Below are 13,913 nucleotides of genomic sequence, written 5' to 3' on the forward strand. Positions count from 1 at the left end.
ATTCTGTCTCACAGTATGTGACAGCGACATGACGTGACGGCGTCGTCGTGCGTTCAGCACTCCACAACATTGACGGCAAGACCACCCAAGGCCGTCTCTTTGTACTTATGAGACATGTCCTTGCCGGTTTCGCGCATGGTGTTGATGACGTCATCCAGTGTGACGCGGTGCTCGCCATCACCCATCAGCGCCATCCGCGCGGCATTGATGGCCTTGGTCGCGGCGATCGCGTTGCGCTCGATACAGGGCACCTGCACTAGTCCGCTGATGGGATCGCAGGTCAGTCCGAGGTTGTGCTCCATGGCAATCTCGGCGGCATTCTCCACCTGCTGGGGCGTGCCGCCCAGGATCTCGCAGAGCCCCGCTGCGGCCATGGAAGAGGCGGAACCGACTTCGCCCTGGCAGCCGACCTCTGCTCCTGAGATGGAGGCCTGCTCCTTATACAGCACACCGATTGCTGCCGCAGTGAGCAGGTAGGTGGTGACAATGCGGCGCTTATCCTCGGGTTTGGCGAAAGTGGCGCCTGGCCCGTAGTGGGTGGCATAGAACCCGACTGCTGGAATGATACCTGCGGCACCGTTGGTGGGCGCGGTGACCACTCTGCCGCCGGAAGCGTTCTCCTCATTGACCGCCAGGGCCACCAGATTCACCCACTCCTGCCAATAGGCATAACTGCGGTCAGGATCCTCACGCCAGAGCTTGGCATGCCAATCAGGGGCGCGCCTGCGCACTTTGAGCCCGCCCGGAAGGGGGCCTTCGCGCTGGAGAGCGGAATTCTTGCAGGCCTCCATCACCTCCCAGAGGTGCCAGATGCCGTCGAGTATCTCATCCTCGCTGCGGTGGGCACGCTCATTGGCCAGCATCACCTCGGAGACGGAGAGGCCGGCGTCGCGGCAGTGGGCCATCAGCTCTGCAGAGGTGCGAAACGGGTAGGGGACCTGTGGGTCGCCGGTTGAGAGTTCGGTGCTGGAGTTCTCCGAATCAGCGACGACGAAACCTCCGCCCACTGAGTAGTAGGTCTCCTCGGCCAGCAGTTTGTCCTGCGCGTCCACGGCACGAAGAGTCATGGCATTGGAGTGCCGTTCCAAATGGGTCAGCGGACGCTGGATGAAGTCCGCTACCCGAAGGGTGATGTCATTGCGGTGACCAAGCTGGGCGCCTAGCTGAACGATGCCGGTGGCTTCCATGGCCGCGATCCGCTCATCAACCTGCTCAGGCAGGATCTCTTCAGCAGCCCACCCTTCGAGCCCCAGCAGAATGGCAGTGAAGGTGCCGTGTCCGGATCCGGTGGCTGAAAGTGACCCGAAAAGCTCCACCTGCACAGCAGCGACGTCTTCAACGACAGCGCCGCCCTCGGGCTGAACCAGCAGCTCCTGGACAAAGCGCCGGGCAGCGCGCATAGGCCCTACGGTGTGGGATGAAGAAGGCCCCACACCGACGCTGAAGAGGTCGAAGACACTGATGGTCACCCTTTAAGACTACGCGTAGGGAAGCTACACGCAGCAGACTGTAGCTCTGTGCAGTGCGCGAGCCGTGGTGCACGATTGGGGCTCTGTCACAGGACTTTCATATGAGGGGTCTAGAGTATCCGGGTGACTCAGAAGCATGACCCGCGGCCGATGGCCACTGATCCGACCCTTCCGCATAGTGTCCCTGAGGATGTCTTCGGTGTCCTCACCGGAACGTTCCTCGCAGCGCTTGGTCTGTACATGCTCGAGCAGGCCGAGGCGGTCACTGGCGGTACAGCAGGTGTAGCGCTGCTGCTGACATATGCCACTCCGTTGAGCTTCGGCTGGCTGTTCTTCTTGGTCAACGTGCCCTTCTTTGCCCTGGCACTGTGGCGCAAGGGTTGGAGATTCACGGTGAAGACCCTGGTGTCAGTGGCACTGGTCTCGTTGTTCACCGAACTCAACCAGCACTGGATTCCGCTCCCGGAGATGGACCAGATCTATGGGGTCATCGCTGGGAACCTGCTGCTGGGGGTTTCGTTGCTGGCAGTGTTCCGTCACGGCTCATCGCTGGGCGGGTTCAATATTCTGGCGCTCATCGCGCAGGAGCAGTTCAATATGCGCGCCGGCTACGTGCAGATGAGCCTTGATGTGATCGTGATTCTCATCGCCCTGACTGTGGTGGCTCCGATGAATGTGCTCATCTCCGCGGTGGGTGCTGTGGTGCTCAACATGGTCCTGGCCCTGAATCACCGGCCCGGACGCTACCGCGGTTAGCGCGACAGGTCCTTAACTGCAGGTCACTTCCTGCTGACATCTCAGGGGTAGATGCCCGACGACGGCGGGCGGGTCACTTCGCAGTCGGCCGTAGGTGAGCACGTCTACTCGTTCCCCGCCGACCTCGAACTTCTCCCTTTCCAGGCCTTCCTGCAGGAACCCAGCCGCCGCCGCAATCCGTCCAGAGGCGGGGTTGTTTTCACGGTGACCCAGCTCTAGACGGTAGAAGCCGCCGTCGTCATCTTCACCATGTCCCAGCGCCCAATTGGCCACTGTGGCTGCCGCCTGAGACATCACTCCGCGGCCGCGGGTGCCAGGATGCACCCAGTAGAAGAACCAGCCCAGCTGATGTTGACGTGACCCATTAATCGCGACGACGCCCACGCAGCGGCCTCGGTCGACAACCGCGAAGGCCAGATTGTCCTGGCTCCGGTCGGTCAGCTGCCTAATGTAGGCCTCGGCCGACTCCAGGTCTGTGACATCGCCCTGCCGGGACATTTCTGGGTCCGCAGCAAAGGCGCTCAGCACATCGGCAGCATCATCACCGTGTAAAGGGCGCAGGTGGGTGGCACTCACCGTCTCACCTTTTTTGCTTCCTCGGCGCCAGGTTATTCCTTGCCGAAGTCATTCGGGTGTGGGCTCCGGCGGCCATCCTCGCCGCGGTCCAGGGCGTCGAGAGCATCCATATCGTTGGGGGAAAGCTCAAAGCTGAAGACATCGAAGTTGGAACGCTGTCGCTCAGGGTTATCTGACTTGGGAATCACTACGTCACCACGCTGGAGATGCCACCGCAGGATCACCTGCGCCGGTGTCCGGTCGTGACGTTCTGCGATCTCGCGGACGGCAGGGAGGTTGAGTTCATCTCCCTTGCCCAGTGGGCTCCACGCTGTCACGACGATGCCGCGCTCCCGGCAGTACTGCCGCAGCTCGTTATTGGCGAAGGTCGGGTGGACTTCAATCTGGTTCACCGCAGGGGTGACACCGGTAGCTTCGATGATCCGGTCCAGGTGGTCTTGAACGAAGTTCGACACGCCGATGGCGCGGGCCCTACCGGAGTCACGCAGCTCGATCATGGTGCGCCAGGTGTCTACATAATCGGTCTTATCGAACGGCATCGGCCAGTGGATCAGGAACAGGTCGACGTAGTCGACGCCGAGGCGCTGCAGCGACTCTTCGAATGTCCGGTGGACGTCTTCAGGGGCATGATGGGGGTTATGCAGTTTGGTGGTCAGGAAGATCTCGTCCCGGGGAACGCCGGAGACGCGGATCCCTTCACCGACAGCAGTCTCGTTCTGGTACATCTGTGCGGTGTCGATATGGCGGTATCCCACCTCGAGTCCTGAGGCGACGGCGCGGTCGGGCTCGCCTGACTTGGAGGTTCCCAGCCCGAGCTGGGGGATAGCGGTACCGGAGTTCAGCTGCAGAAGTTCCATGGGGCGATCCTATGCCGCGCCAGCTGAGAACTGCCTGAACGATCCACAACGTGAGAAACGTAGCCTTGCGGCGGCTCTGTAGAGGGCTGTCCGGCCCTAGAAATGGGTGATGCGCGTAGAAGCAGTGAGGAGGGCTTCTACGCGCATCGCGCTTCCCATCGCGCAATCTCAAGTAGAACACGTCTTCTAGCGCACCGCAAGTGGTTCAGTGCGATTTCTCGAAGGTGTGTTCGATGATTTTTCCTGTGAGTTTTCTGTCAGAACATCACTTCGACCCGGGCGATCTTTCACTGTGGAGGGGCTAAGAGCTGGCACGCGAGGGCAGCGGTGGTGGGTTCCCTTTGAGACGTTCTTATGGAGCAGTTTTTGGTGTGGGTGGGCTGAGGTGGCCGTGGGATTTCTGCCGGTGGTGCCTGCGGCAGAGGTGCTGAAGATTACTGGCCCTGGTTTCGCCTGCAGGCCAGGGCACATGATGATCAAGATCGCAGCGCTCAGCAGCCACCGAGCAACCAGGTTCCTGACACGTACCATCTCTGAAAGCGAGTACTTCCCGCAGTGCCAATGGTGGATCATGGCCCTCATACACAGCAGCCAACAGGTCACCAGGAACCAGTGGATCCGCAGTCCAATCACCGGACCCGGCTGACTCACTCGGCCCATCTGACCCACTCGGCCCATCTGGCCCGGCCGGACCCCGGGCGTTGTCCGGTGGTGGCCCGTAGTACAGGCTGTACCAACGACGCCTAGCCCCGGTATCAGCAACCAGAGCACGGGCTTGATCAGCAGGAACCGCCCATTGCCTATCGCAGGAGACCCCAGGCTCATCCGAGACCCCCATCACCGTCTCCCAAGGGATCATCAGCCCAATCGAGGCACTGATACCAGCCTCAGGCCCCGATCCGGTCCCACCAGTAAGCCAAGCAGTAAGAATGTCTGCTTCCCGCTGGGCTACTGTCCGCTCATCAGCCGGCTCATGGCCGCTGCTGGTAGCTGAGGAATCAGCACCTTCGCTGGTGTCATCCTGTAGGACCCCGAACCCGACTGCGGATGCCAGCAGCGCCGCCAACTCAGGCGCAGTACTGGGGGTGGCATCTGATCCAGAACCATCATCACCGGTGCTGGTGCTCGTGCTGGTGTTGGTGTCGTGGGCGGGGGCATCGCCGTTGGCAGCGTTATGAGGCGGATATGTCTGCTCCGACCGGTTCGGCTGACTTGATGGGTTCGGCTGGCCCGGGTTCGGCTGACCTGTTGGGTTGGGCTGGTCGGGTTGGTTGGGTGTGTGGGCTGCTTGGTGCAGTCGTTTTTGTATCGCAGCAGCTGCCACCGTCGGCAGCAGCGCCCACACCTCAGACATCCCATCATCACGATGAAAAAACCGCACACACCGAGACTCCCTGGCCTGAGCACACTGCTGCTCGAACGCATCAGGCGATAGTGCTGCTACCACTCTATTGAGCCAGCCCCGCAACTGCCCCAGATTCTTCTGCGCTGAACACCGGGCCGCGACATCATCGAACTGACTCAGCGCAGCAGCCCCGCCGGTGGCATCGGAATCGCTCAGCACAGCAGCGGCGGTCACGATCTTCCGGACCCTGACCAGATCCAGTTCGCCTGCCATAAACGCCTGCCACACTTTCGGCAGCTGGTGCTGGGCGAACCCGGCAGCATGCAGCACAGCGGTGGTGGCCTGTTCACCATGACCGAGAACCTGGGCTATTTCCCTGATCACCGCCCGATCAGCTTCCTGCAGCTGGATCTTCCTCTGCCGATGATCGGCATAGACCACCTGCGCCTGAAGGCTCTGACGCTGACGATACTGCAGCAGCAGCGAGATCTTTTCAGCAGCCATCCGACGTTCCTGGACCTGGACCTGTCCTGCCCTGACAAGTTCCCAAGGAAGATCCGAAGAAAGACCTACATGCTCCTCAGACGTTGACGCTTGACTAGGCATTGATTCTTCACCAGGTGCTGACTTGCCACTAGGTGCTGGCCTGCCGCCAGAGGCAGCCGCGCCCTCGGCAGGGCCCGTTCCCATGAAGGCAGCATCAAGGTTCAGCGGCGTCTCCAGCCGAGTGGGAGCAACCACCACGGGCAGGACCCCGAGTGCGAAGAAATCGACCGGCCCCCACTCCTGACGGGCATGGTCTGCAGCAGCTGGTGTTGAGCTCCGCGGCGTTCTCGCAGCAGAGCTGAAGAAGAACTCCGCAGCGCCACGCAGCACTGACTCTGCCAGGCTTCCCCCGGCACGAGCCCGCCCTGCAGCGCGTGCTGCTGCGTTGATGTCCATACTTCAACCCTAAAGACAGGGTCTGACACAAAACTCGGTCAACTGCTCAACACATGATGGTGAGGTTGACCGGTGCTGCGGGAGGACTCCTCGGTCCGGAAGAAAACGGTGGCGCTGAAGACCATGCAAGTCTCCAACGCCACCGCTATGACTACCGCATCCGACAATCAGAAAGGGGCGACTCAGCGCTTGCCACTCGGGTGAGGGGTGGGGGTGATAGCGCCAATATGATCCCCGTCAGTGCCGCCGTCGGCCAGGATGGAGCGGAACGTCGGCTGAGCAAATTCACCGAAAATCAGCGAACCGTCCTCAGCGCGCGCGTGTCCGTCGGGCTGCTCGAGTGAGACGAAGTCCCGGGGGAACACCAAGCGCTTGCCGCCCTCGGCGCGGGATTCGGTTCCGGTGAACAGGATGTTGCTGGAGTCGACGTCCCCTGAGATCTGGTCTGCCCGGGCGCGATCCGTAGTGAAGACCGAAAGGTTGTTCCGGAAGACACCCTGTTCATGGGGCTCGAAATAGGGGTTGGTGCGGAAGATGAAGTTGAAGCGCTTGTTATCCACCGCAGTGTTATTGGTCAGCTGAATCTGGCCAGGATTGAAGTTGTCCGAGAACCCATCCAGATTGTTCGCGTATGCGAGGTTGCCGGTCAGGACATGGTCCACGGGCAGTCCTTCACCGCCTACTTTGAAGCCCGTTCCTACATTGGAGTCCGCGTTGTAACCATCGGAGAGCTGTCCATTGTGATGGGCGATATTGTCTTCCATCACTACGGGGAAGTTGGGTCCCTCGTCGGTTCGGTTGTACAGATCCCATCCGTCGTCGATGTTGTGGTGGGCGACGTTGCCGCGGAAGACATTCCCCGGGCCGACGCCGAGCTTCGCGGCGAAGCCATCGGCATTGATGTCCGCTGGATCGCGGTTGTCGTGGGCAGTGGAGTTAGTGACCAAATTATGTGCCGGCCACTCCTCGGGGTCGCCGCTGCCGCTGAGCTGGAATCCGGTTCCGCCGTTATAGCTGAAGACCATGGAGTCGAAGACATTGTGGGACCCCGATGAGCGCATGCCGTTACCGGCTGCTCGGGTGAGTTCCAGGTGCGAGATGACCCAGTGGTCGGCGTCGGCTCGCATGATCTCGGAGATCGCTGAGCGACCGTCGATGATGACTTCGGCGCCTTCCCGTGCGGTCAGAGTCTTAGGCGCCTCCTCGGTGCCCGCATAGGCCGGGTTGATGCGAATGGTGCTGGACGGCTGGTAGGTGCCCTCCAGCAGTTCCACAGCCTGCCCCGGAATTACGTGTTCGATTGCCGTCATGATGTCTAGCGGGGATTCGGCAGTGCCGTTCCCCTCGGGAGAACCTTCCGGGCTCACAATCAACGGGTCATCGTGGTGGAACTCGCGAACTGTTACCTGCACGGAGCGCGTGATGGGGCTCAGATCTGGGCCAGCGGCAGGGGAGTATGTCGCAGCGACCGTAGAGGTTCCCACCGGCAGTTCGATCTGCCTCTGGAGTTCAGACTCTGGGCTGATCTCAAGTCCCTGAGCAACCGCTGTGCCATCTACCGAGATATCCACAGTGCCCGAGTAGGTAGCGGTGGCCGCAAAGGGGTAGTCGGTGGTGCCCGATCGCTCGGGGGCTCTCAGGTTGAAGTCCACCGGGGTCACTTGTTCCGGGGTTGCCGGACGCGGCTGGGTGTTGGCTTCGCTTAACGTTAGCGAAGCGTTAGAGAACGTGACCGCAGCATTTCGGGAGACGAAGAACCCGACCGTCATCAGATCCGGTTCGATGTCCTGGACCCAATCCGCTCCTTGGAGTTCACGGGTGTATGTTTCGGGTTCCCCGGCGTGGGTATAGGTGGTGGACATGACGAAGGAGTCATCGGTCCGTTCCAGTCTCATGCTGATAGGCGTCTCAAGGAGAACACCGTAGGAGCCCAAGCTCTCGGTCCGGCGTTCTGAACCCACAGTGCCCCAGGGCTCCGTGACACCTGTTCGAGTCATTGCGACTGCTCCCTGACGCAGAACCGTAGTGGATGCATAGTTCGACGCTGCTGGGACTTCCTCAAAGCCGTCCAGCATGGGATCTTGGCGCGCGCCACCATTGAGGTCGCGGACCATAAGCCCTGCGCCTTCCTGACCACTGGGGCTGGCGCCGGTCTCTGGGCCGAACTGGTGAATTGTCATATCCGCTTCGAGCACAAAATTGTGCTCATGCGGGTCGAGGTTCACGTGGTAGAAGGTGAGCCCATCATGGCCGGGGGCAAGCTTTCCGCCGCGACTTTCCATAAAGATCTCACCCTCAATGGTCCCGGGATTTTCCGGAGAGGCGTGATTGACCCCGACTTTCTCCGGCAGAACATTTGAGGAGAAGTTCAAGTCGGTCGACTGTCCAAAGGTGATCTCATGCCATTCCAGCTGCGCGGCGTCGCCAGTGCTGGAAGGCGCCGGTTCGTCTGCGCTTTCGCTGGGAGCAGCATGTGCTGCTGACCAGGGGAGAAGTAGTGCACTGAGCAGTGCGGCCGCCCCGACGGCGGCGCGCCGGCGGCGGCGCCGAGGTGTACCGGCGGGAGCTCCATGAACCCCGCTTCGGGCAAGTGCGCGGCCATGACGCCGCCAAGAGTTCGTGTGCGACATCGTCTCGGATTGTTGACTCGATATATCCGTCATCAGCTTCCCTCAGGTATTGTCTGCCGGCTCACTCAAGCAGAGAGTGATACACCTCACACTATGAGGAAATTGTCGGTCCAGTGGTGCAGATCAAGCATCGAGTGATGCTTTTGATGGCCCAGGCATGCGAATCAACCCAGCCGGAACAACAAATAAACGCAGTTGGCCCGGATCGTCTTCTGGCATTATCGGAATGAGCCGTGCGTACCGTATCCGCGACGGCGCTTGTGCAATCCATCAGCTGGAGGAGTGAACCTTGGCCCACGTGCTCACTATCAACGGCAAGACCCCAACGATCGGACAAGGCGTGTTCCTCGCTCCCACGGCAGCAATCACCGGGGACGTGACCTTCGGTGACAACTCCTCGGCCTTCTACGGCGTCTCAGTTCGGGGAGATAGTGACCGAATAGAAATCGGCGAGGGCACCAACCTTCAGGACAACGTGGTGCTGCACACCGATGCTGGCTCGCCCTGTGTGCTCGGCGACGGCGTCTCGGTTGGCCACAGCGCCGTCGTTCACGGATGCACCGTTGGGAACCACTGCCTGATCGGTATGTCAGCCACAGTGATGAGTCGGGCGGTCATCGGGGCTGAGTCCCTGGTAGCGGCCGGGGCGGTCGTGCTGGAGGGAACTGAAGTCCCTGCGCGCTCGCTGGTGGCAGGAGTTCCGGCCAAGGTGCGCCGCAGCCTGACTGATGAGGAAGTGCGCGCTCTGCACGCCAATGCTGAGCGCTACCTCGGCTACAAGGATGCGCACCTGATGGCCCAGTCCGCCGACTGAGCACCGGAAACATTCCCGGGCTGTGGTCCCGGGCCTACACTGGGGCTGTGGAATCGACTGCAGCACGCGAGCGCCATTCACTGGCCACCGCGCTCTCCCAGGTCAGCCCGGATGCACCTACTCTGTGCGAGGGGTGGGCAGCCCGGGACCTCGCCCTGCACATCGTCACCCGCGATCGCAGGCCAGATGCGCTACTCAGCACGCAGCTTCCGCTGCTCAGTGGCCTGGGACGACGGCGCCTCGCACCTCTGGAAGCGCTGAGCTACGACGAGCTGGTGGACCGAGTAGCGGAGGGTCCCGGACGCGGGTCGCCGAGCAGCCGTCGAGTCGTCAACGACTTAATGAACAGTGCAGAGTTCTATATCCACACCGAAGATGTGCTGCGCGCTCAGCCTGCTTATAGTCCGCAGCAGAAACGCCCGATCTCTGAGGCACTACGGCGAAAGCTGTGGAACCAATCAACCAAAACGTTCTTTGCGCTTGCCGCCCGCAAACAGCGCCACAGGCTGACCTATCGGGCACCAGGATTCGGCCCGGTGACCCTCGGGCGCCGCGCAGACCCGCCGGCGCATATCGAAGGCGACGTCGAAGATCTCGTGCTGTGGGCTTCAGGGCGAGAGGGTGCCGCAGAGGTTCAGCTCACCGCGGATTGAGACGAGCCGTGCTGAAGAATGAGACGAGCCGGGCTGAAGTCGGCAGGGCAGTCGCACACCGCATAAACTAGCGGGGATTGTCCAGCATCCATTCACGTACGGGAGCACAATGTCCACGCCCGAAAACAGCGAGGCAGAGAACCAGGGGGAGAGGGCCGACGTCGCCGCTCCCCATCCACTTGACGAGACCGCCGTTCAGCGGTGTGTCAGTGAGGCACTGGCAGCGTTCGACGCCGCCGCCGACCTGGAAGAGCTGAAATCAGCCCGACTGGCCCACACCGGTGACAAAGCCCCCATCGTGCTCGCCAACCGGCAGATCAAGGACCTCGCCAAGGAGGACAAGTCCGCAGCGGGAAAGATCCTCGGCGCGGCCCGCGGGCAGATCCAGAAGGCCCTTGCTGCGCGGACCGAAGTCCTCGAGGCCGAGCACGCTGAACGGATCCTGGTTGAAGAGACCGTAGATGTCACCGCGGCTCCGCGGCGTCGTACTCTCGGTGCTCGCCACCCCCTGAACGTTCTGCAGGAGAAAGTCGCCGATGTCTTCATCGGTATGGGGTGGGAGATCGCCGAAGGCCCCGAGGTCGAGTCCGAGTGGTTCAACTTCGACGCGCTCAATATCGCTCCTGATCACCCGGCGCGTGAAATGCAGGACACCTTCTACGTGGAGCCCCAAGACGCGCATCTGGTGCTGCGTACTCACACCTCACCGGTGCAGATCCGAGCCCTGCTGGATCGCGAGCTGCCGGCCTATGTGCTGTGCCCTGGCCGGACGTACCGTACTGATGAGCTCGATGCCACTCACACTCCGGTCTTCCATCAGTTTGAGGGCATCGCTGTGGACAAGGGCCTGACTATGGCAGATCTGAAGGGCACGTTGGAGCACTTCGCCCGGCAGATGTTCGGACATGAAGCCAAGATCCGACTCCGCCCGGCATACTTCCCCTTCACCGAGCCCTCGGCGGAGATGGACGTCTGGGATGTCAACGCAAAGGGCGGGCCGCGGTGGATCGAGTGGGGCGGCTGCGGGATGATGAACCCCAATGTGCTGCGAGCCGCTGGAATCGACCCGGATGAGTACACCGGTTTCGCCTTCGGCATGGGTGTGGAACGTACCTTGATGTTCCGCAACGGCGTCCCGGACATGCGGGACATGATCGAAGGCGATATCCGCTTCAGCCAGCACTTCGGAATGGAGGTCTGAGGACCCTATGCGCATCCCACTTTCCTGGATTCGGGAGTACACCCAGTTCCCCGCTGACGCGACGGCGGAAGACCTCATGGCCGATCTGGTCAAGGTCGGGCTGGAGGAGGAGGACGTCCACCGTCCCTCCGACCAGCTGAGCGGGCCTATTGTGGTCGGCGAAGTGCTGGAGAAGCACCCTGAGCCGCAGAAGAACGGCAAGACGATCAACTGGTGCCAGGTCCGTGTGGCACCCGAAGGGCAGCCTCAGCCGCTGACCGGTGAGGGCATCGATCCCTCGGGCGTGCAGGGCATTGTCTGCGGTGCCCACAACTTCGAGGTCGGTGACAAAGTCATCGTCACTCTGCCCGGTGCGGTACTTCCCGGGGACTTCCGCATCACTCCGCGCAAGACCTACGGGCATGTCTCGGCCGGAATGATCGCTTCCGTGCGCGAACTCGGCATCGGCGAAGACCACGACGGCATCCTGGTTCTTGGAACTCTCGGCCTGGACCCAGAGCCGGGCACCGATGCCATCGAGCTTCTGGGACTCGATGATTCGGCTGCCGAGATCAACGTGACGCCCGACCGCGGCTATGCCTTCAGCATTCGAGGCGTGGCCCGCGAGTACTCTCACGCCACAGCGACCAGCTTCACGGATCCGGCATCGCAGGTCACCGTCGGGGAGGTTGCGGCACCGGGCTATGAGGTCGTCCTGGAGGACCACGCTCCCATCTACGGCACCCCGGGATGCGACAGCTTCGTGGCACGGACTGTGACCGGTGTGAACCCGGACGCTCCGACCCCCACATGGATGGCCTCGCGGCTGCGGCTGGCGGGTATGCGCCCCATCAGCCTGCCAGTGGATATCTCCAACTACGTCATGCTGGAGCTGGGGCAGCCCAACCACTGTTATGACGCCGATAAGCTCAGCGGCGCCATTCGGGTGCGGCGAGCGCAGCCCGGCGAGAAGCTGGTGACCCTTGATGATAAGGAGCGCGAGCTGCACGCTGAGGATCTTGTGATCGCCGACGACGACGGCGCCCTCGGTATTGCCGGGGTGATGGGCGGTGCCCGCGCGGAGGTCTCCAGCAGCACCTCGACCATAGTGGTGGAAGCCGCGCACTTCGATCCGATCAGCGTTGGCCGTTCGAAGCGTCGCCACCGGTTGCCCTCCGAAGCCGCCAAACGCTTCGAGCGCGGCGTGGATCCGGTGCTTCCCGCCATTGCCGCCCAGCGGGTCGCTGACCTTCTGGTGGAACTTGCCGGTGGCACTGATGCCGGAACGGTGACTCAGGTGGGAGATCCGGCTCTTCCTGAGGTCATCGAGCTCAATACTGAGCTGCCCCAGCGTCTCACCGGTGTGCCCTACGGGCTGGATCAGATCACCGAGTCGCTCAGCGCCATCGGCGCCGTGGTGGAAGCCCAGCAGAGTGGTGTGCTGAAAGTGACCCCGCCCAGCTGGCGACCGGATCTGACGTTCCCCGAGTCGCTGGTGGAGGAGATCGCGCGCCTGGTCGGCTATGACCAGATCCCGTCGCGGCTTCCGGTGGCACCGGCTGGCCGGGGATTGACCAAGGCTCAGCAGCGTCGTCGTCAGGTGTATTCAGGTTTGGCTGCGGCAGGACTGACGGAGGTGCTGTCCTATCCGTTCCTGTCCGAGGAGGCCAATACCTTGTTCGGCCGCCCCGAGGAGTCTGAGGAGCCCATGCCGGTGATCCGGCTGGTGAACCCTATTGCCAGCCAGTACCCCACGCTGCGTACCAGCATCCTGCCGGGGCTTCTGGATGCGCTGCGCCGCAATGTTTCTCGCGGCTTCGGGGATCTCGCCCTTTTTGAAGCCGGCTCGGTGTTTCTTCCCGGTGAGCAGCACGGTACCGCGGAGATCCCAGGGATTGGCGCCTATCCGGGGGAGCAGGTCATTGCGCAGCTGCAGGCCGGAATCCCGCACCAGCCCCTGCATGTGGCCGCCGCTTTCGCAGGCCAGGAGCCCGCAGATCAAGTCGGCCAGGCCGGTCGCGCACGTGATTGGGCTGATGCCGTGGAGGCTGCCCGCAAGGTGGCCGAGCTGCTGGGAGTTCAGTTGGATGTGCAGCAGGGCAGGCACCAGGCGTTCCATCCGGGACGCACTGCGGCGCTGCACTTCGACGGTAAGCTGATCGGTTTCGCCGGTGAGCTGCATCCGAAGGTGGCTGCCTCCCTGGATCTGCCTGCGCGCACCAGCGCGATGGAGCTGAACTTGGAGGTGTTGATCGATGCCTCCCCGGACCAGGTGAGCGCTGAACCGATCAGCACCTTCCCGCCCACCACGCAGGACGTGGCACTGATTGTGGATGAGGATCTGCCGGCAGCCACACTGAAGTCCACCCTGGTAGAAGGGGCAGGCGAACTGTTGGAGAGCATCGACCTCTTCGACGTCTACTCCGGCACCGGCATCGAGGACGGGAAAAAGTCGCTGGCCTACGCACTGCGTTTCCGAGCCGCGGACCGTACCCTGACTGCCGAGGAGGCTTCCGCGGCACGTTCGGCTGCGGTGGAACTAGCCGCGCAGCGCCACAGCGCAGCTCAGCGATAACCTTCACTGCATACAGACGGAGGGTCTCTCGGTAAGTCGTCGTTGACGCTTTGCTGAGGGACACTTCGAAAAAGAACCAGCTATACACTTGGGCGTGACGACCCAGCAGCTCAACT

At 62.1% G+C, this 13,913-nt stretch carries 10 protein-coding genes; 5 read left to right on the forward strand and 5 right to left on the reverse strand.

What is annotated here, in order from left to right:
* Positions 1–53: 53 nt before the first annotated feature.
* The gene (locus tag ABEA23_RS05395; protein WP_345477047.1) at positions 54–1,469 is read right to left on the reverse strand and encodes an L-serine ammonia-lyase; all 1,416 of its coding nucleotides are present in this window, start codon (positions 1,467–1,469) and stop codon (positions 54–56) included.
* A 150-nt stretch (positions 1,470–1,619) separates the two neighbouring features.
* Here ABEA23_RS05395 and ABEA23_RS05400 point away from each other — a divergent pair, with 150 nt between their 5' ends.
* Positions 1,620–2,225, forward strand: a complete 606-nt coding sequence (locus ABEA23_RS05400) for a YitT family protein (protein ID WP_425577124.1) — start codon at positions 1,620–1,622, stop codon at positions 2,223–2,225.
* Positions 2,226–2,237: 12 nt separating this feature from the next.
* Here the strand turns inward: ABEA23_RS05400 and ABEA23_RS05405 are convergent, their stop codons facing one another.
* The 4 genes from ABEA23_RS05405 to ABEA23_RS05420 all read right to left on the reverse strand — a co-directional run bounded on the left by ABEA23_RS05405 (position 2,238) and on the right by ABEA23_RS05420 (position 8,575).
* Positions 2,238–2,801: a GNAT family N-acetyltransferase gene (locus ABEA23_RS05405; RefSeq protein ID WP_345477049.1), complete on the reverse strand. Its 564-nt coding sequence runs from the start codon at positions 2,799–2,801 to the stop codon at positions 2,238–2,240.
* A 32-nt stretch (positions 2,802–2,833) separates the two neighbouring features.
* Complete coding sequence (locus ABEA23_RS05410; RefSeq protein WP_345477050.1) at positions 2,834–3,658, reverse strand: aldo/keto reductase; 825 nt, start codon at positions 3,656–3,658, stop codon at positions 2,834–2,836.
* Between the two features lie 352 nt (positions 3,659–4,010).
* On the reverse strand, positions 4,011–5,945 hold the full coding sequence (locus tag ABEA23_RS05415; protein WP_345477051.1) for an HNH endonuclease signature motif containing protein: 1,935 nt from the start codon (positions 5,943–5,945) through the stop codon (positions 4,011–4,013).
* A gap of 182 nt (positions 5,946–6,127) precedes the next feature.
* On the reverse strand, positions 6,128–8,575 hold the full coding sequence (locus ABEA23_RS05420) for a right-handed parallel beta-helix repeat-containing protein (protein ID WP_345477052.1): 2,448 nt from the start codon (positions 8,573–8,575) through the stop codon (positions 6,128–6,130).
* Between the two features lie 289 nt (positions 8,576–8,864).
* Between ABEA23_RS05420 and ABEA23_RS05425 the strand changes: the two genes are divergently transcribed.
* From ABEA23_RS05425 to pheT, 4 genes are all read left to right on the forward strand, one after another.
* Positions 8,865–9,389 (forward strand): gamma carbonic anhydrase family protein, encoded by a 525-nt coding sequence (locus ABEA23_RS05425; RefSeq protein ID WP_345477053.1) that lies wholly within the window; start codon positions 8,865–8,867, stop codon positions 9,387–9,389.
* 47 nt (positions 9,390–9,436) lie between these two features.
* On the forward strand, positions 9,437–10,042 hold the full coding sequence (locus ABEA23_RS05430) for a TIGR03085 family metal-binding protein (RefSeq protein ID WP_345477054.1): 606 nt from the start codon (positions 9,437–9,439) through the stop codon (positions 10,040–10,042).
* A 109-nt stretch (positions 10,043–10,151) separates the two neighbouring features.
* Complete coding sequence (pheS, locus tag ABEA23_RS05435; protein WP_044496334.1) at positions 10,152–11,243, forward strand: phenylalanine--tRNA ligase subunit alpha; 1,092 nt, start codon at positions 10,152–10,154, stop codon at positions 11,241–11,243.
* A 7-nt stretch (positions 11,244–11,250) separates the two neighbouring features.
* Positions 11,251–13,797, forward strand: a complete 2,547-nt coding sequence (gene pheT / locus ABEA23_RS05440) for a phenylalanine--tRNA ligase subunit beta (RefSeq protein WP_345477055.1) — start codon at positions 11,251–11,253, stop codon at positions 13,795–13,797.
* Positions 13,798–13,913 lie beyond the last annotated feature (116 nt).

This window comes from Nesterenkonia rhizosphaerae, from assembly GCF_039544555.1.
Classification (GTDB): Bacteria; Actinomycetota; Actinomycetes; order Actinomycetales; family Micrococcaceae; genus Nesterenkonia; species Nesterenkonia rhizosphaerae.